Source organism: Nocardioides sp. NPDC051685 (assembly GCF_044453405.1).
GTDB lineage: Bacteria > Actinomycetota > Actinomycetes > Propionibacteriales > Nocardioidaceae > Nocardioides.
The window spans coordinates 877508-894758 of sequence record NZ_JBITCR010000001.1 but is presented as its reverse complement, the minus strand read 5'-3'; the positions used below and the strand labels follow the sequence as shown (position 1 = coordinate 894758).

General features: G+C 69.6%; 20 protein-coding genes. 6 read left to right on the top strand and 14 right to left on the bottom strand.

The window, feature by feature from the left end:
* Nucleotides 1-73 precede the first annotated feature (73 nt).
* The 4 genes from ACIA03_RS04335 to ACIA03_RS04320 all read right to left on the bottom strand — a co-directional run bounded on the left by ACIA03_RS04335 (nucleotide 74) and on the right by ACIA03_RS04320 (nucleotide 2415).
* Nucleotides 74-679, bottom strand: coding sequence for a TetR/AcrR family transcriptional regulator (locus ACIA03_RS04335; RefSeq protein WP_396979589.1), 606 nt, complete (start codon nucleotides 677-679; stop codon nucleotides 74-76).
* 72 nt (nucleotides 680-751) lie between these two features.
* Complete coding sequence (locus tag ACIA03_RS04330) at nucleotides 752-1240, bottom strand: nucleoside deaminase (protein ID WP_396979587.1); 489 nt, start codon at nucleotides 1238-1240, stop codon at nucleotides 752-754.
* 51 nt (nucleotides 1241-1291) lie between these two features.
* On the bottom strand, nucleotides 1292-1873 hold the full coding sequence (locus ACIA03_RS04325; RefSeq protein WP_396979585.1) for a superoxide dismutase family protein: 582 nt from the start codon (nucleotides 1871-1873) through the stop codon (nucleotides 1292-1294).
* A 119-nt stretch (nucleotides 1874-1992) separates the two neighbouring features.
* The gene (locus ACIA03_RS04320) at nucleotides 1993-2415 is read right to left on the bottom strand and encodes a MerR family transcriptional regulator (RefSeq protein ID WP_396979583.1); all 423 of its coding nucleotides are present in this window, start codon (nucleotides 2413-2415) and stop codon (nucleotides 1993-1995) included.
* Nucleotides 2416-2470: 55 nt separating this feature from the next.
* On the opposite strand from ACIA03_RS04320, the gene ACIA03_RS04315 reads away from it, so the two are divergent.
* A complete protein-coding gene (locus tag ACIA03_RS04315) occupies nucleotides 2471-3439 on the top strand; it encodes an SDR family NAD(P)-dependent oxidoreductase (RefSeq protein ID WP_396979581.1) in 969 nt (322 codons plus the stop codon).
* Between the two features lie 41 nt (nucleotides 3440-3480).
* On the opposite strand, the gene ACIA03_RS04310 is transcribed toward ACIA03_RS04315, so the two are convergent.
* From ACIA03_RS04310 to ACIA03_RS04295, 4 genes are all read right to left on the bottom strand, one after another.
* On the bottom strand, nucleotides 3481-4149 hold the full coding sequence (locus tag ACIA03_RS04310; protein ID WP_396979579.1) for a hypothetical protein: 669 nt from the start codon (nucleotides 4147-4149) through the stop codon (nucleotides 3481-3483).
* A 102-nt stretch (nucleotides 4150-4251) separates the two neighbouring features.
* Nucleotides 4252-5586: an MFS transporter gene (locus ACIA03_RS04305; protein WP_396979577.1), complete on the bottom strand. Its 1335-nt coding sequence runs from the start codon at nucleotides 5584-5586 to the stop codon at nucleotides 4252-4254.
* Nucleotides 5587-5611: 25 nt separating this feature from the next.
* Nucleotides 5612-6613 carry a PDR/VanB family oxidoreductase gene (locus ACIA03_RS04300; RefSeq protein ID WP_396979575.1) on the bottom strand — a complete coding sequence of 334 codons (1002 nt, stop codon included), beginning with the start codon at nucleotides 6611-6613 and terminating at the stop codon, nucleotides 5612-5614.
* Between the two features lie 10 nt (nucleotides 6614-6623).
* Entirely contained in the window at nucleotides 6624-7727 is a 1104-nt protein-coding gene (locus tag ACIA03_RS04295; protein WP_396979573.1) for a Rieske 2Fe-2S domain-containing protein, read from the bottom strand.
* A 116-nt stretch (nucleotides 7728-7843) separates the two neighbouring features.
* On the opposite strand from ACIA03_RS04295, the gene ACIA03_RS04290 reads away from it, so the two are divergent.
* Nucleotides 7844-8437 (top strand): PadR family transcriptional regulator, encoded by a 594-nt coding sequence (locus ACIA03_RS04290; protein WP_396979571.1) that lies wholly within the window; start codon nucleotides 7844-7846, stop codon nucleotides 8435-8437.
* A gap of 38 nt (nucleotides 8438-8475) precedes the next feature.
* The gene (locus ACIA03_RS04285; protein WP_396979569.1) at nucleotides 8476-9192 is read left to right on the top strand and encodes an HNH endonuclease family protein; all 717 of its coding nucleotides are present in this window, start codon (nucleotides 8476-8478) and stop codon (nucleotides 9190-9192) included.
* Between the two features lie 9 nt (nucleotides 9193-9201).
* On the opposite strand, the gene ACIA03_RS04280 is transcribed toward ACIA03_RS04285, so the two are convergent.
* The gene (locus ACIA03_RS04280) at nucleotides 9202-10197 is read right to left on the bottom strand and encodes a hypothetical protein (RefSeq protein WP_396979567.1); all 996 of its coding nucleotides are present in this window, start codon (nucleotides 10195-10197) and stop codon (nucleotides 9202-9204) included.
* Between the two features lie 185 nt (nucleotides 10198-10382).
* Between ACIA03_RS04280 and ACIA03_RS04275 the strand changes: the two genes are divergently transcribed.
* Entirely contained in the window at nucleotides 10383-10760 is a 378-nt protein-coding gene (locus ACIA03_RS04275) for a hypothetical protein (RefSeq protein ID WP_396979565.1), read from the top strand.
* Between the two features lie 5 nt (nucleotides 10761-10765).
* On the opposite strand, the gene ACIA03_RS04270 is transcribed toward ACIA03_RS04275, so the two are convergent.
* Nucleotides 10766-11170: a hypothetical protein gene (locus ACIA03_RS04270; RefSeq protein ID WP_396979563.1), complete on the bottom strand. Its 405-nt coding sequence runs from the start codon at nucleotides 11168-11170 to the stop codon at nucleotides 10766-10768.
* Between the two features lie 13 nt (nucleotides 11171-11183).
* Nucleotides 11184-11885 (bottom strand): TetR/AcrR family transcriptional regulator, encoded by a 702-nt coding sequence (locus ACIA03_RS04265; protein ID WP_396979561.1) that lies wholly within the window; start codon nucleotides 11883-11885, stop codon nucleotides 11184-11186.
* Nucleotides 11886-12126: 241 nt separating this feature from the next.
* On the opposite strand from ACIA03_RS04265, the gene ACIA03_RS04260 reads away from it, so the two are divergent.
* On the top strand, nucleotides 12127-12783 hold the full coding sequence (locus ACIA03_RS04260) for a helix-turn-helix domain-containing protein (RefSeq protein ID WP_396979559.1): 657 nt from the start codon (nucleotides 12127-12129) through the stop codon (nucleotides 12781-12783).
* Between the two features lie 438 nt (nucleotides 12784-13221).
* On the opposite strand, the gene ACIA03_RS04255 is transcribed toward ACIA03_RS04260, so the two are convergent.
* From ACIA03_RS04255 to ACIA03_RS04245, 3 genes are all read right to left on the bottom strand, one after another.
* Complete coding sequence (locus ACIA03_RS04255; RefSeq protein WP_396979558.1) at nucleotides 13222-13662, bottom strand: hypothetical protein; 441 nt, start codon at nucleotides 13660-13662, stop codon at nucleotides 13222-13224.
* A gap of 219 nt (nucleotides 13663-13881) precedes the next feature.
* Nucleotides 13882-15135, bottom strand: coding sequence for an MFS transporter (locus ACIA03_RS04250; protein WP_396979556.1), 1254 nt, complete (start codon nucleotides 15133-15135; stop codon nucleotides 13882-13884).
* Nucleotides 15136-15138: 3 nt separating this feature from the next.
* Nucleotides 15139-15714, bottom strand: a complete 576-nt coding sequence (locus ACIA03_RS04245) for an ArsR/SmtB family transcription factor (protein ID WP_396979554.1) — start codon at nucleotides 15712-15714, stop codon at nucleotides 15139-15141.
* 109 nt (nucleotides 15715-15823) lie between these two features.
* Between ACIA03_RS04245 and ACIA03_RS04240 the strand changes: the two genes are divergently transcribed.
* A complete protein-coding gene (locus ACIA03_RS04240) occupies nucleotides 15824-17170 on the top strand; it encodes an FAD/NAD(P)-binding protein (RefSeq protein WP_396979553.1) in 1347 nt (448 codons plus the stop codon).
* Nucleotides 17171-17251 lie beyond the last annotated feature (81 nt).

The window sequence follows — 17251 nt, the reverse complement described above, 5'->3', positions numbered from 1 at the left end:
GGCAGGAGTTGAAGAGGTGAGGACACACGGGTGCCGTGTGACGTGAGAATCCCGAGAGGTTGCGGCTGGTCGTCTAGTCGTCGAGGAGCAGGCGGAGCTGGGCGACGGCCTCGGGCAGATGCGCCGCCGCATCGCCCTCGTAACCCGACCGCGCCCAGGCGAGCGCGCTCGATCGCATCAGCAGGCCGGCGACCATCCCGATCGTGTCGTCGTCGACGGGGGAGGGCCGTGCCTTGCGTCGTTCGGAGAGCAGCGCCTCGAACTCGCCGACGATGCGCTGGTGCCAGGCGACGTGCCGCTGCATGAGCCGGGGTTCCGAGGTCAACAGCCGCATGGCTCGCTCGACCTGCTCGATGTTGGGGGCGGCGTCCTTGAGGAAGCCCGCCACCAGCGCCTCCAGGTCGGTCATCAGCCGCCCCGACGGCCCGCCGGCGACGAACTGAGCCCGCACGTCGGCATCGAGGTCGATCTCCTGGATGCCGAGAACCGCGTCGTCCTTGGAGTCGAAGTAGTTGAAGAACGTACGCGTCGACAACCCCGCCGCGGCGCTGATCTCCTCCACGGTGACGTCATCGAGCCCACGCTCGCCGACCAGCCGCTGAGCGGCCTCGATCAGCGCCAGCCGACGCTCCCGCTTCTGACGCTCGCGGGCGTTCGTCGGCGGGGTGGAGGTGGGCACGGCACTATTCTTGCATTGAGTGCAAGTTGCAGTCAATGCAAGAATCGTGTGTTCGCGGTTACGCCAGGCCGGTCAGACCCCTGCCGCCGCCTGGTGGAGCGCGCGGATCTCGTCGACCAGCTCGGGGACGGGGCCGACGACCTCGACGGCGGGGGCGACCTCCTCGATCGGCAGCGCTCGCACCGGCGACTCGCCGGCGCCCCAACCTGCCCGCCACTGCGTCAGCTGCTCGGAGGAGGCGATGTAGACGACCCGGCCGACGCCGGACCAGCCGTGCGCCGCCGAGCACATCGGGCAGTGCTCGCCGGAGGTGTAGACCGTCGCTCCGGCGCGTGCCTCCTCGTCGAGGTGGAGCGCGGCCCAGCGGGCGAGCTCGATCTCCGGATGGGCGGTCGGGTCGCCGGTCGTGTGCTCGCGGTTGCGGCCCTCCTGGAGCGGCGTTCCGGTGCTGTCGGCAAGGACGGACCCGAACGGTCCGTCGCCGTCCGCCAAGGCCTCTGCCGCCAGCTCCAGGCAGCGTCGCAGGTGGGCCATGTCAGTCTGGGTGAGGTCGGTGGTCACCGTTCCAGTCTGCTGTCCCGAATGACGTACGTCGCCTCATTTCGCGACGGGTCAGCCGGCCTCGATCACCGCGCAGGCGATGCGGTCACCGGCGTCGCCGGTCTTGGTGGTGTCCTCGTCCGGGCCGTCGGGGGCGTACCGCTCCGGGACGTTGGCGTAGTTGTCCCGGCCGGCGTGGATCATGACCGCGCTGCCGTCGGCGTCACGGAGGTCGTCGAGCGTGAAGGGGCCGGCGAACTCCAGGCTGGCGGTGCCGTCCTCGTTCACGAGGAGCGCCGGCAGGTCGCCGAGGTGCTCGCCGTGGGCGCTGTCGTCGGGGTTGAGGTGGCCGCCCGCGGAGAGGAAGTCGCCGGTCTTCGACGGGTCGTCCGGAGCCGCGCTGTCGGCCTCGCACTTGCCGGTCGTGTGCACATGGAAGGCGTGGTAGCCCGCCGACAGCCCGTTCACTCGGACGCTGATCTGGGTGGCCCCGTCGTCCTCCTCGATCTCGACGGTCCCGACCTTCTTCCCGTAGGGGTCAGCGAGCTTCGCGCTCACCTCGCGACGGTCGTCGGACTCTGCTTCCTCCCCGCAGGCGGCCAGGGTCAGCAGGCCGGCGACCGCGAGGACAGCAGCAGGTGCGAGACGGGACATGGGATACCTCCACGAGAACGGGATCCGGTCACCTCCACCGTACTCGCGCGACCGGCTAGGGCGACCCGCGTGGCTAACTGTTGCGGGGCAGCAGATTTGCTGACGCTGCCGGTGACGTTTCAGGTCGTGGGGTCCCAGAGTCCTTCGGCCTTGCCGCGGGCGAGGTGGTCGGCGTAGACGCCGACCTTCCAGGTGATGACGGACCGGCACTCCTCCAGTGCCTGGATCTGTGCGTCGACGCGCCGCCGGTGGGCCTCGAGAAGCTGCAGGCGTTCCGCCTCGTTTCCCGGACCGTGCCGCACCAGCTCGGCGAACTGCTTGAGGTCGGCCAGTGGCATCCCGGATTCCCGTAGCTTGACGCAGATCAGCAGCCAGTCGACGTCGAGCGCGCTGTAACGTCGTCGGCCTCCGGAGGTTCGCCGGACCGGTCCGACGAGCAGTCCCTCGCGCTCGTAGAAGCGCAGCGCGTGGACGCTGAGTCCGGTCCGCTCCGCCACGTCGCCGATGCTCAGTGGCGTTGCCGGAGTCTCGGTGCTGGCCATGCGTCGCAGTCTAGGACTTGATCTAGACCTCGCTCTAGATCGTAGCTTCGACGGCATGACCAGCATTCAGCAGCCGCTCGGCTCGCCCTTCTCCGCCACCAGCACTGCCCAGGACGTCACTGCGGGCCTCGACCTGTCCAGCATGAATGCCGTGGTGACCGGGGGCTACTCCGGGCTCGGCCTGGAAACCACCTGTACCCTCGCGGCCGCCGGAGCCCGCGTCATCGTTCCGGCGCGCCGGCCTGACATCGCGCGGGCCGCACTCGCGAATGTGAAGGGCTGCGAGGTCATCCACATGGACCTGACCGACCTCGCCAGCGTGCGGGCCGCCGCCGCGCACATCCGCGACTCCCTGGCCAGGCTCGACCTGCTCATGGCCGTCGCCGGGGTGATGGCCACTCCCGAACGGCGCGTGGGACCCGGATGGGAGGGCCAGCTCACCGCCAACCACTTCGGGCACTTCGCCCTCGCCTGCGAGCTCTATCCGCTCCTGGCCGCCGCCGACGGTGCACGCGTCGTCGTCAACAGCTCCGCCGGCCACACCCTGACCGACATCCGCTGGCACGACCCGCACTTCCGCACCGGCTACGACAAGTGGCTGGCCTACGGCCAGGCCAAGACCGCCAACGCTCTCTTCGCCGTACACCTCGACACGCTCGGGCGCAGCGACGGCGTCCGAGCCTTCTCACTTCATCCCGGCAAGATCATCACCGGGCTGCAGCGGGAGATGGCACTCCAAGAACAGATCGACCGCGGGTGGGTGGACGAGCACGGCACCGTGATCGCCACCGACTTCAAGACCCCTTCCCAGGGCGCCGCCACCGGCCTGTGGGCCGCCACCTCCCCTCTCCTCGCCGACTGCGGGGGCCTCTACCTGGAGGACTGCGACGTCGCCGGCATCTCCGCCCCCGAGGCGTCCATGGACGACGGCGGCGTCCGCGCCTACGCCATCGACCCCAGTGCAGCCGCACGGCTGTGGGACCTGTCCATCGCCGCGACCGGCACCGCCCCGATCACCCGATGACGTCACCGCACCACTGACCATCGAAGGCCGACGTCGCCTCCTCAGCAGCCGTCGCGGAGCAGGCCGGGCTGGTGCCCGACGGAGACCTCGATGAACTCGATCTTCGAGTCTCGGGTGTTGCCGGAGAGGAGGAAGCCGATCCAGCGGTCGCCGTCCTGGACGATCCAGGTGGTCTGGCCGTAGTCGTTGGTCTTCTCCGAGCCCATCCCGTAGACGTCCTTCAGCACCATGAGGGTGTCGCCGATCGTGACGCCCTGGGCGGTCTCGAGGACGGGCTTGCTCATCCCGAAGGAGCCGATGTTGCCCTGCTGGTCGTAGGTGAGATCGACGCCGTCGCCGAGCTGGTCGGCCCACCTCCAATGCTTGCCTTCACAGGCATCCTCGCGCGCGGTGTCGCGGGTCATCCAGCCCTGATCGACCAGGGTGCGTACGTTGCCCTCGGCCTTGATCTTCCCGAACGCGCCGGGCGCCAGCGGGCCGCCCCAGTCGAGCTTCGGTGTCGGCTCGGCCGACGGGGTCGTGGAGACCGGGACCTCCGACGGCACCGGGGTGGGGGTCGCGGAGGGCTCCGAAGACGGAGCCGAGGACGGCACGGGCGAGGGCGATCCGGAAGACGTTGCCGGGTCGCTCCCGCACCCGGCCAGGCCGAGCAGTCCGGCCACGGCAATCGTTGCGAGCGCGGCACGGAGCTGGAGGCGGGATGTGGTCATGGCTGACTCCTCGTCGGTCGTACGCCCCGAGCGGGCGTCCTGCCGATCTAGACGGTCCACGGCCCGTCCCGGTTGCACCCGGGACGGGCCGTTTCCGTGCGCCTAGGCCGAGGCCATGTCGGGAACGGTCCGGGCGGCCCGCCCGGTCCGCAGGAAGAGCAGCGCGACGGCGGAGATCGCGACGACGACGGCAGCACCGACGTACAGATTCACCGGGGTCCACGAGGCGTCGAGCAGGCGCCCGGCGAGCATCGGCGACAGGATGGCGCCGATCCGGCCGATGCCGATCGCCCAGCCCATGCCGGTGCTGCGGATCTCGGTGCCGTAGACGGCCGGGGTGATCGTGTAGAGGCCGGCGATGCAGCCGTTGATGAGCGCGCCGACGCCCACGCCGATGATCAGCGCGACCGTGAGCAGCGCGGTGCTGGTGATGAAGACGACCATCGTCAGTGCCGAGAGCACTGTGAAGCCGATCAGGACCAGGCGGCTGTCCAGCCGGGAGGCGACGAGACCGTAGAGCACGGAGCCCGCCGTGCCGCCCAGCGCCAGCATCATCCCGGCGGTGACCGCGTCCGCCTCGGCCATCCCCGAGGTCACCAGCAGCTGCGGGGTCCAGCTGTTGACGAAGTAGAAGCCGAACATCGTCGCCAGGAACGCCACCCAGATCAGCAGGGTCGAGCGGCGCAGGTCGGCACCCAGCAGTACGCCGGGGTTGCCGCTGCGACGCCCAGTCGGCACGGGCGCCGACCCGAGCGAGTCCGCGGTGACGGCGTCCTGACCGAGCCGCCCGAGGATCCGGTTGATCCGCTCGACGGCCTGCCGCGGCCGGCGCTGGACCAGGAAGTCGACCGACTCGGGCAGCAGCACGATCAGGAGCACGAGCGCGATCGCGGTGGCGACGCCGCCGGCGACGAAGACGCTGCGCCAGCCGAGATCGGCGAGCATGCCGCGTGCGGCCACACCGCCGAGAGTGGCGCCGATGCCGTAGCCGGCCGTGTAGAGGCCGATCGCCAGGCCGCGCCAGCGCGCCGAGGCGTACTCGCTGGCGATCACGTTGGTGCTGGCCAGGATGCCGCCGACCCCGAGGCCGGTGACGACGCGGGCGAGGCCGAGCAGGAGGGCCGACGGGGCGGCCGCGGAGAGCAGCATGCCGATGGTCGCCAGGCCGACGCTGACCAGGATGAGCGGCCGGCGGCCGATGACGTCGGCGACCGGGGCCAGCGCCAGGGAGCCGACCGCCATGCCGACGAGGCCGGCGCTCAGCAGCACGCCGAGCTCCGAGCCGCTCAGTGCGAACTCCTCGGTCAGCGAGGAGGCGGTGAAGGCCATCGCCATCACGTCGAATCCGTCCAGACAGTTCAGCAGTACGCAGAGCGCGACGACCATCCACTGATACGGAGTCATCGCGGCGGCGTCGATGCGCGCACGAAGGTTCATCTCGGGTCTCTTTCGGGGTGGGGGGTCACGGAAGATGCAGGGTGACGGCGGCCGGCTCGCCGGGCTCGCCGCGGGTGGCGCGGGCGACGCAGAGGCACAAGGACGCGTACGTCTCCTTCTGCCGTTGGCTCAGGAACACGTCGCGGTGGTCGATCCGGCCGCTGACGTCGAGGACCTTGACCTGGCAGATACCGCACTCGCCCTTGCGGCAGTCCCACATCACGTCGACACCGGCGTCCTCGAGGGCGTCGAGCATCGAGGTGTCCTTGCCGACGCGGACGGAGCGGTCGAGCTGGGGGAGGTGCACGACGAAGTCCTCGGCGGCCCAGGCACCGCTGCTGCCGAACGTCTCGAACCGCAGGTTGGGCTCCGGCAGCTCGTGGGCGACCCAGGCCCGGCGGATCGCGTCCATCAGCCGGATCGGCCCGCACATGTACATCTCGGTCCGCGCCGCCGCCGGGGAGCCGGCGATCTCGCCGACCAGCCCCTCCACGTCGAGGCGTACGTCCTCGTCGTCGACGAACACCCGGACGCGGTCGCCGTGCACCTCGACGAGCTCGTCGAGGTAGGCCATCACGCGTCGGCTCCGGCCCGCCAGGACGAGGGTGTAGTCGGCGCCGCGGCGGCGGAGGGTGTCGGCCATGGCCACCAGCGCGGTGACGCCGATGCCGCCGGCGACCAGCACGTAGCGGTCGGCGCCGACCCCGAGCGGGAAGCTCTGGACCGGGCCGGTCATCTCGACCGTGTCACCGGCCACGAGCCCGTGCATGTGGCGCGATCCGCCGCGGGACTCGCGGGCCAGCTGCACGCCGAGGGTGAGGCGACGGCCACCGTCCTCGGATCGTACGACCGAGTAGGACCGCTTGCGGACGTGCCCGCCGAGGTCCAGCCGGAGGTCGATGTGGGTGCCGGGCGCGGCGTGGACGGGGCGGTCGGGAGCGAGCACGATGCGGCGTACGCCTTCGGCGAGCTCGTCGGTCTCGGCCACGCGGCCCTGCTGCCACCAGGTCTGGGTGTTCACTGCCATGGCGGCCGCCTCACTTCGCAGCCGCGGCGGCGGGGAGACCCTCGGCCTGCAGCATGCGGTCCAGGATCCGGCGTACCCACATCCCGCCGGCGTCGATGTTGAGGCTGTAGAACTCGTGGTCCGGGTTGGCGTCGATCGCGCGCTGCTGGGCGGCCAGCATCTCCTCGTCCTCGCCGAAGACGCCGTGCACGCCCTGGCGCAGCTGGGTCGTGATCGTCTGGCTATCCAGGCGGTAGTTGCGCATGAACGCCCAGAAGTAGTGCGAGGTGCGCGCGGTCTCGGGGGTGATCGTGTTCATCACGAAGCCGTTCACGCCCTGGCTGCGGTCGCCCTCGGGGGCGCCGGTGCCGGCCTTGGCTACGCCGACGTCGATGCAGATCGTCGAGGGGGCCTCGAAGTGGATGATCTGCCAGCGGTCGACCTTCCCGGAGAAGCCGGGGAACCTGTCGCGCATGTTCTTCAGCCAGAACGGGGGCGCGTCGATGTCGCGCATCCAGCGGGTCACGGTGACATGCGTGTCGTCGTGGCTCACCTCGAACTCGGCCTCGGAGAGCTCGTCCTGCCCGATGCTCGAGCTGTGCACGAACTCCTCGTGGGTGAGGTCCATCAGGTTGTCGAGCACGAGCTGGTAGTTGCACGGCGCGTAGATCGTCTCGCCGTCGCCGGCCCACTCGGGGGAGTCCATCTGGTGCATGTCCGGAACGTCGGAGGGGTCGGCGAGGTCGGGGTCGCCCACCCAGACCCACACGTAGCGGTAGCGCTCGACGACCGGGTAGGACGGGACGGTCGCGCTCGGGTTGATCGTCTCCTGCGCGGGCATGCTCGTGCAGCGGCCGGCGGAGTTGTAGCGCAGCCCGTGGTAGGGGCACTGGATCTCGTCGCCGAGCACCTTGCCCTTCGAGAGCGGCGCGAGCCGGTGCCAGCAGGCGTCGGCCAGCGCGACCGCACGGCCGTCGCTGTTGCGCCACAGCGCCAGCGGGACGCCGGCGATGGTGCGGGCGAGCGGCTGCTTCGCGGTCACCTCGTGGTCCCAGGCCGCGACGTACCAGGCGTTGCGGGGGAAGTTGAAGATCTTGCTGGCCGCGGTGATCGGCGGGGAATCCAGGATGGTCATGGGGAACTCCCTATGGGGATAGGTGTTGTGCTCGTCACAAACTACCTATGTCTATAGTTAGTGGCAAGAGTTGGATACGCTCGCGCCACGGTCACTGCGATGGGGGAGGGGTCACGATGTCGCTGAGGTTCGCGCTGCTCGCGCTGCTCACGTCGCGCCCGATGACCGGCTACGACGTCTCCAAGCAGTTCAGCCAGTCGGTGGCCCACGTGTGGCACGCGCCCGACTCGCAGATCTACCCGGAGCTCAACCGGATGGAGCGCGACGGCCTGCTCGAGTCGGCGGTCGTGCCGTGGGGCAAGAAGGGCACCAAGAAGGAGTACGCCGTCACCGAGGCCGGGATCGCAGCCTTCCGGGAGTGGATGGACGCTCCCATCGAGATCCGCCGGCAGCGCGAGCCCGCCTACCTCAAGGCGGCCTACCTGGAGTGGGCCGAGCCCGGCGCCGCGCGCGCCGAGCTGGAGCAGTTCCGTGACTACTGGACCGAACACCTGGCGATGCTCGTGGCCACCCGGGCCACGCTCGTCGACCGCAGCCATCCCACGCTGGCGAGCCGGCTCGAGCGCTACGACGAGCGGGAGTGGGACCGGATCGTCCGCTACAAGATCTTCGCCTACGACGGCCTGATCGACCAGGCGCGCAGCGCGATCGCCTGGGCCGAGCGCGGCCTCGTCCTCGTCGACGAGCTGGAGGGCGCGCCGGTCGACTGACCTCGCGCTGTCGGTGGTCGCGGGCACAATGCGTCGGCGTGGGAAGACGTACGGCGCTGGGGCTGCTGGTCGTCCTGCTGGCGATCGCCGGCTGGGCGGTCTCGTCGTGGCTCCCGGAGGACGCACCGACGGACCGGCGTACGCCCCCACCGGTTGCGACGGCGGAGCCGTCGAGTGGGCCGGTGGACGTGCGGAAGGTGCGCCGCGACCTCACCGGGTTGGCGACGGTCGCGCGGCGGCCGGAGGGGCTGGCTGCGTACGAGCGCTCGTCGTTCGGCGGCGGCTGGGCGGACGGGGATGGCAACGGGTGCAACCAGCGTGACGACGTGCTCCGGCGTGACGCCGTCGAGGTGCGGACCGGGCAACAGGGCAGGTGCGATCACGACGTGCTCGCCGGGACGTGGGTCGACCCCTACACCGGCCGCCGCCTGACCTTCACCGACCTGAAGGAGCCCCGGCAGGCCCAGGCGATCCAGATCGACCACATCGTGCCGCTCTCCGAGGCCTGGCGCTCCGGAGCGAGCAGGTGGTCCGAGGACCGCCGCCGTGCGTTCGCCAACGATCTCGGCAACCTGCTCGCCGTCGACGGCCCCACCAACATGAGCAAGAGCGACGACGACCCGGCGGGCTGGCGTCCGCGGAAGGGGTTCCAGTGTGCGTACGCCGCCCGCTGGGTCGAGACCAAGGCGCGCTGGTCGCTCGCGGCCGATGACAGCGAGCGACAGGCGCTCGGCGAGATGCTCGGCTACTGCTGAGGGCCGGGCTCAGACGGCGCGACGGTAGATGGCCATCGCGCGGTCGTAGGCCTCCCACGCCCGCCAGGACTCCAGCGCTCGCTCGCCCTGGGGCTTGAGGCCGTCGACCTTGTGATAGGAGTCGCCGCTGGCGTACTGCGACTCCCGGCCCGTCACCAGCGACAGCAGCATCGGCAGCACGCTCTCGTCGGTGACCGTGATCGTGGCCACCCGGAAGGTCTGCCGCACCCACTCGGCCCGCTGGTCCGAGCCCAGGACGAGCACGACCGGCAGCTGTGGGGCGCGGGCGATCGAGTCCAGGATCGGGCCGAGCCCGTCGGGAACCCACCGCGCGTCCGTCGGCGGCGTAGGTGCCTTGGGGATGCTCATGGTGGTGTACGCCGGGAGCGGGCCGGTGAGCGGGCCGGTGCCGTTCTCGACGGACGTCGGGGTCGGGTCCGGCGCGACATCCGGAGTGACCTTCTCGGCGACCTTCTCGGCGACCTTGTCGCCGGCCCGCCGGCGCGGGCGGACCGCGGGGATCTTCGCGGTGAAGCTGAAGCTCCCGGTGCGGGTGGAGTCGACGTGGCGACCGGGTGTCGGCTCGGGCGCCCGGCCGAGGACCGGCGGCGCCGGAGCGGTGGCCGTGGTGACCAGCTCGGCGGCGTGCTTCCCGTGCGGGCGGATCGAGCCGTCGGAGGCGAACTCGAACAGCGCGACCCGGACCTTGTCGGCCCACTCGACCGCGTCCGAGGTGTAGCCCGCGCGGCTGAACAGCGCGACGGTCCGGGCATCGTAGGCGTAGCCCGCGCCGCGTACGGCACAGACGCTGCGAGCCTCGGTCGGTGCGCGGGTGAGCACGACCTGCGCGACGACGACGTTGTCGGGCCGGCCGCCGATGATGTCGACGTCGGCGGCCGCGGTGCTGCCCGAGGGGGCGGCGTCGGGCCAGCCGAGGGAATGCAGATGCTCCGCGGCGCGTTTCTCGGCTTCTTCGCCCGTTCTGGGCTGCCTCGGGGATGCCAACCTAGGGTCCTTCCTCGATCCGCGCTTCGCGCGGTCCCTCCCTCGGGCCTCCCTGCCCGATCGAGTTGGGGAGGATGATAGGCCCGCTGCGTACGCCCTGTCCCGCTGGGTGGTGAATCAGGCCGCGATGTTCGCTCCTGGCGGATCGGCCGCGAATGTCGGCGCTCGCCGCTAGCGTGATCTTCATGAGGCGCCCGCACGAGAACGTCGCTACGGTCCTGGTGGACCCGCGCATTCTCGGCGACATCGAGATCGAGCTGATGTCGCTCGACATGCCGCTGTGGCGGGTGTGCGCGGCGCCGATCGTGAAGGACGGCCAGCGGCTCGCGTTCCAGATCCGCCACAAGCTGCTGATGTCCAAGCGCGGCGAGTGGGACTGCGCCAAGGACTGGGTCCCGGTCTGGATCGGCTTCGGCTCGACCTGGGCCGCTCCCGGCGAGTCCATCCCGTGGCCTGCTCACAAGGCGCTGTGGACGCTCTTGGAGGACTACTCCGAGCAGGTCCGCTACCACAAGCGGCTCGGTGGGATCCCTAGGATCCCGCGGCTGCGGGAAGCCTGCTAGCGGTTTCAGCGGCCGAGAATCTCGTCGGCACGTCGGTGCAGCGGTACGACGAGGTCGGTGTAGTCGCCCATGCGGGTCCGGCCGAGCATGCGGGCGATCGCGAGGAGCTGTGAGCGTTGCCCGTCGGGTGTGTCGAGCATGTAGGCGAAGCGATGCCTGATCGTGGCTGCGGTATCGGGCACGAGGAGGCTGTGGCAGTACAGCGTGGCGACCCACTGGGACTGCTCCGTGACGGTGCGAACCCAGACCTTCTGGCCATCGCGCGTGGCGCTGCCGGACACGGAACGGTCGTACCAACCCCACCGCCGTTCCTGGTCCAGTGTGCAGCCGAACCGGTCGGCGGCGGCCAGATGAACGTCGGTGACCCGCTGCCGGTGGGCGACGTCGGCGGGGCTTAGGTCGGGGCTCACAGGTTGGCGCTCCTCACCACGTTGAGCCTACGTGGTGGAACTCGGCGAGCAGCCCGGCTGCCGTCGAGGCCGCGGTCGCGATGGTCTCTTGGGGGACGTCACACATCCTCAGCGCCGTCGCCGCGATGCGGTTCGCCCGCTGAGGTGTCACCGTCTTCCCGCCGTTTCGGATCTCGGTGACCACCTCGATCGAGTGCATCAGCATCTCGCCGAGCTCTCGGGCGTCGGTATCGGCAGCGATGTCGGGTGAGGCGGACTTGAGGCCGAGGCGGCCGTAGGCGTCGACGAGCTCCTGGCGGGCGCGGTGGAACTCGGCGTAGACCTCGCTGTTGGTCACGTCGGACTGTCCATAGAGGATGCCGACGTTGTGGGGTGCCTCGGTCAGGGTGCGGATGTCGATGAGGGCGAGGAGGTAGAGCGCGGTCGCGTGGGTCTGAGGTGGGACCAGGGCCTCGATCTTGGCGATCTTGTCGACGGTGGGACGTACGGAGCGCTGCAGCAGCTCAGCGAGGATCTCGTCCTTCCCCGCGAAATGGTAGTAGAGCGACGCCTGCCGAATGCCGACCCGCTCCGCGATCTCCCGGGTCGAGGTGGCCGCGAACCCCCTGGTCACGAAGAGTTCGGCAGCGGCATCGAGCACCTGGTCGCGTGGTGCTTTCGCGCTGGTGGCGGGGATGTGGCGTGGGCGTCCGGGCAGCGATCGCCGCGGCGTCATCCGGCGGCCGCCAAGGTCGCCTGCTGGGCCTGTTTTGGCCACGTCCATGTCCCGGTCCTCCGATCACAACCATCACCTGGATCGGCCAAGGCGGCGGGGCAGAAGAGTCGCGCCCTCACCCGGGGCATGCTCGCTGCGTCCACCGCCCCGGCCGTGCCCTCAATCTGCCGCCCGGGTAAAGGAGGCAGTAGATGCCTCGTGTCGCCCTGCATGTAGGCCAGGTGTAGGCCAGAATGAGGAAGTGGAGATCGGGGAAAGGATCCGCCAGCGCAGGCAAAAACTCGGCTGGAGCCAGGACAGGTTGGCCGCCGAGGTATGTCGAGCGGCCGGAGTCACGGCGGGCACATTGGGTCGTCAGGAGATCTACCGGTGGGAGAAAGGAAAGCGCACGCCGCGTGAGTGGCTCTCGTTCATTGCCAAGGCCCTCGGCACAACGCAGGACGAACTGACGTCACCAGATCCGACCACGGCCTACGGGCTTTCCCTCAGCGGCATATGGCACAGCCACTACACATATGAGAGCACTGCGCGGGGTGCAATTTCCCGCCACCACCACGTGGTCATTCTCCAGAACGGCAGCCAGTTGTCGGCTGAAAGCCTTCCGAACTCCAACGATTCGCCGGTGTCACTGACGCTCACGATGCGTGGCCCTATCGGAACAGGCACGTGGATAGAACACACAGCCGTCGCCGGCTACTACCAAGGAGCCGTGTACCACGGGGCCCTCCAGGTGATCGTCGACCCCACCGGCCGCAGTATGGCAGGCAAGTGGGTCGGGTTCGACAAGGAGTTCCGTGTGGACTCCGGGCCGTGGAACCTCGACCTGGTCGACACCGCCACTGATGCGGCGACGCGCCAGCAGTACGACCTGAGCCCGCTTACCGCAGAGGTCGACTGAACCGATACGGCGGGTGTCGTGTCGGTGTCGAATCGGTCATCGTGAGCAGCGGCTTCGGGTAGCGTGCGATGGGCTAAGCAGATGCCCCGCGGTGAAGAAGTCGGTGATGGCAATGGGCCCGGATGTACCTAGCTTTGAAGGGATATGGCTCTCGCGGTACGTGCTCCGCGGTTCTGGCCAGTCGACGGACCACGTCTACGAACACTACGTCGTGATGCACGAGCAGGGTGATCGTCTGCTCGCCACCAACTTGCCGCACTCGTCCGGTTCGACGCTCAGTCTCGATCTCGCGATTGAGCCGCCAGTGGCGACCGGCACCTGGCGTGAGGCGACGGCCCTGGATGGCCCCTACGAGGGTGCCACGTACCATGGCGCGCTTCAGTTGGTCATCGCCTCAGATGGGCGCAGCATGGGCGGGCTGTGGGTCGGATTCGGGCGTCAACTGGACGTGAAAACCGGCGAGTGGACTCTTGCTCTTTGCGAGAGGTCGACTGGATTGGAAGCCCAGCAGGAGTACAGCGGGCGATGATCTAAGTAGCGTCGCTGCACGCGGGCGTACTGAAGCGATGGCTTCAACGGCAGATGCTCCTCGCCCCGGATCACCCCGATCGACCCGAACCCGAACCGGGCCGCCACCGCGGCCGTCGCCCTGATGTGGTTCGAGTACGCCCCACCGAAGGTCAGCAGCGTCTCGAACCCGTGCTCCCGAGCCGACGCGACGTTGTACTTCAGCTTCCGCCACTTGTTCCCCGGAACCTCGGGATGGATCAGATCATCCCGCTTCAGCAGCACCCGCACTCCCGCCGCCGCGAACCGGTCATCGTCTATCTCGACAACCGGCGACGGCAACCGAAGCTCCGCAAGCAGCTGATCCTCCACCCCGCCAGCATGACAGGTTCGCGGGCGGCAAAACCCACTGCGCGGGTGAACGAAAATTCATTCGTTCGCAAGAGAGCTAGTCCGGGGACCGAGTTGGTCAAAACCCCCGAGCTTGTCGAGGCGCCCGACGTCCGACTTGATCGGCTGACGTCCGCCCGAATACTCGGGCCAGCGACCACGGCTTGGCCTCGACGGCAACCATCGCGTCCGCCCCAGGAGTTACCGCAGAGCTTCTTCGCGGACTGGCACCGCGGGGCGACGTCGCTCGATCTGCTTCCAGGTCGGGTCGACGGCCGGGAACATCGTGACCACGAAGTACGCGATTCCGCAGCCCACCAGAGCCGTGGTCAGGCCGAAGGCAGAGACGAGGCTGCCGCCGAGCAGCCCACCGAGCGGCATCAGCCCCCAGGCGAACGCCGAGATCAGTGACATCACCCGGCCGAGCACGTGCGCGGGGATCCGCTCGAACTGGATCGCGCCCAGGATCGGGTTGATGAACCCGCTGCTGGTCCCGCCGATCGCGAAGACCACGAACACCACCCACAGCGGCGCCCCGAACGCGATCACCAGGAAGCGCGGGATCCCGGTGACGAGGAAGCAGACCAGGTACGTCGGGTAGCGGCGCATCCGGTCGCCGAGCGCCGCGGCCACGGCCGATCCCAGCGCGGAGAAGCCGGAGAAGGTGGCGAACAGCAGCCCGATCGTCTCCGGGCCGGCGTGCTCCTGACCCCATACGGGCATCAGTACGCTGCTCCAGGCCAGGTCGATCAGGTTGGTCAGCGCGACCATGAACGCGATCCCCAGGAGCACCCGGTCGCGGCGGAGGAAGTGCCATCCCTCGGCGAGCTGGGCACGGTAGGAGGCGGGGTCCGCGGACGCCTCGGCGGGCTCGGGGGCGCGGAGCCGTGTCAGCCCGGCGGTCGTCACCGCGAGCACCAGCGCACCGACCGCGAACGAGGCGGCGTCGATCACGATCGCGTTGGTCGCGCCGACCAGCCCGATCAGCAGCCCCGCCGCGGCGGCGCCGAGCATCGAGGCGGTGCGCTCGACGAACGAGTGGAGCCCCGTGGCCCGCTCCGTCGGGACGCCGGCCGCCTCGACCAGCTGCGGGATCATCGACGACTTCGCGGCGTCACCGGGGCCGCGCAGCGCGCCGGCGAGGGCGACGAGAGCGAGCAGGATCGGGAAGTGCAGCTGGCCTGCTGCGTACAGAAGGGGGATGAGGCCGACCACGACGGCCGAGCCCAGGTCGCACGCGATCGCGACGCGGCGTGGGCCGATGCGGTCGATGACCGGGCCGCCGAAGATCTTGCTGAGCAGCAGCGGCGTCATCTCGAAGAGTGCGATCAGGCCGGCCTTGGCGGGGCTGCCGGTCGTCTCGAGCACGAACCAGGGCAACGCCAGCATCGAGATGCGGGTGCCGACCAGCGAGATGGTCTCGGCGGCCAGCCAGCCGTAGAGGGGGAGTCTCATGGGTCAGTCCTTCTCTGGGTCGGGGCCGAGGTGCCCCGGCAGGGCGAAGGTGTGGAACTGGACCGTCACGGGCTCGCCGTCGGGGTCGTCCTCGAAGCCGAAGACGACCTCGTTGACCTGCTCCTGCAGCCGCCGGGCCTGGCTCGGGGTGAGGCGTACGACCCGGTCGTTGAGGTTGAAGACCTCGCGCCACTCCTTGGCGATGAGCTCGCGCTCCTCGAGTGCCTTCTGGAGCTGCTGGGTGTAGATGGTGACGACGGTCTGCAGATAGGCGCCGAGAGCCTCTTGCCCTTCGGCGGTTTCGGGCACGTCGCTGTCGCCGGTCACCGTCATCTGGTGGACGGCCTTCCACCAGCGCTCCCGGGCGTTGCCGCGGCTCTCGTCATCTTCGATGAACCCGTGCTGCGCGAGCTGTCGGAGGTGGTAGGAGGTCGCGCCGCTGTTGATGCCGAGGCGAGCGGCCAGAGTGGTCGCCGTCGCCGGCCCGTCGATGCGGAGGATCCCGAGCATGCGTACGCGCACGGGGTGGGTGAGGGCCTTGAGCTGGTCGACTCCGGGGACGATCTCGCGTGCTGCCATGCGTCAACCGTAGAATGCAAAGAGATCTTTGCAAATAGATTTGTGCGGTTTCTCTGATATGCGAGTAACCCGGTGAACAAAGCCTGGATAGTGTCGTTACCCTGTCGGAGTGACGACAGATGCCGCGCCGCCGACGCCGACCTCCACCCCGACGGTGGCGATCATCGGAGGAGGAGCCAGCGGCACGCTGACCGCGATCAACCTGCTCCGCCGAGGTGCGTCGGTCACGCTCCTCGAGGCACGGGGAGAGGCCGGCTACGGGGTGGCCTACTCGACCACCGACGGCCGTCATCTCCTCAACGTCCGGGCCAACAACATGTCGGGTTTCCCCGACGATCGTGACGATCTGCTCGACTGGGCGGCCGAGGCCGGCATCGAGCTGGGCCCGATCGACTTCCTGCCCCGACGCGACTACGCGCGCTACCTGCGTGACCGGCTCGCCGGTGCGGCCGAGAGTGGTCCCGGGACGCTGGGGACGGTGGGTGAGACGGTCATCGACGTCGAACCGGTCGGTGCCGGTTTCCATGTGCTGACCAGCGACGATGTCGGCCGTGCCGCCGACGCCGTCGTCCTCGCCTACGGCAACCCGCCGCCCCAGCCGCTGGACGGTCTGCCCGAGGCGCCGTGGAATCTGTCGGACCCCTGGGACCTGGCCCGGATCAGCACGCTGCCGGAGGATGCGACCGTGCTCGTCGTCGGGACCGGGCTGACCGCCGTCGACACGACGGTCACGCTGCTCGACGACTCCCCGGCCCGCCGGGTGATCATGGTGAGTCGCCACGGCCTGGTGCCCAACCCCCACGTCGACGACCAGTTCACCTCCTGGGTGACCCCGATCCCCGAGGGACCGCTGACCGCCGACGGCATCGTCCGCCTCGTACGCGACCAGATCGAGCACGCGGCCGACCTCGGCGTCGACTGGCGGGCCGTCATCGACGGCCTCCGCGGCCCGACACAGTCGATCTGGCGCCGCCTGCCCGAGCCCGAGCGCCGTCGCTTCCGCGAGGTCTACGCCCGCGAGTGGGAGGTACGCCGCCACCGCATGGCCCCGCGCATCGCCGCCCTCCTCGACACTTACCAGGCCGAGGGACGCCTGGAGATACTCGGCGGAGGGGTGCTCGGTTGCCGGGTGGAGGACGCCGGTCCGATCGTCACGCTGGCCGACGGCGACCGCGAGGTCACCGCGGTGGTCAACTGCACCGGCCCCTCACCCGACATCACCCGCACCGACAACCCGCTCCTGCTCGCGCTCCAGAAGCGCGGCCTGATCGCCCCCGACCCCCTCCGCCTCGGCCTCGACGTCACCGAGGACGGCCGGGTCATCGGAGCAGACGGCCGCGTCGTACCGAATCTTCTGACCGTCGGCCCGCCCTGCAAAGGCGCGCTCTACGAGGCCACCGCCATCCCCGAGATCCGGGTCCAGGCGGCAGCAGTGGCCGCCCACCTCATGTGCTGACCGTCGCGGGGCGCCCCTGACATCTGGAAGGCCGTATCGGCGCGTTGCGCGCCCGTACGTCAGGGACGGGTCCCGCCCCGC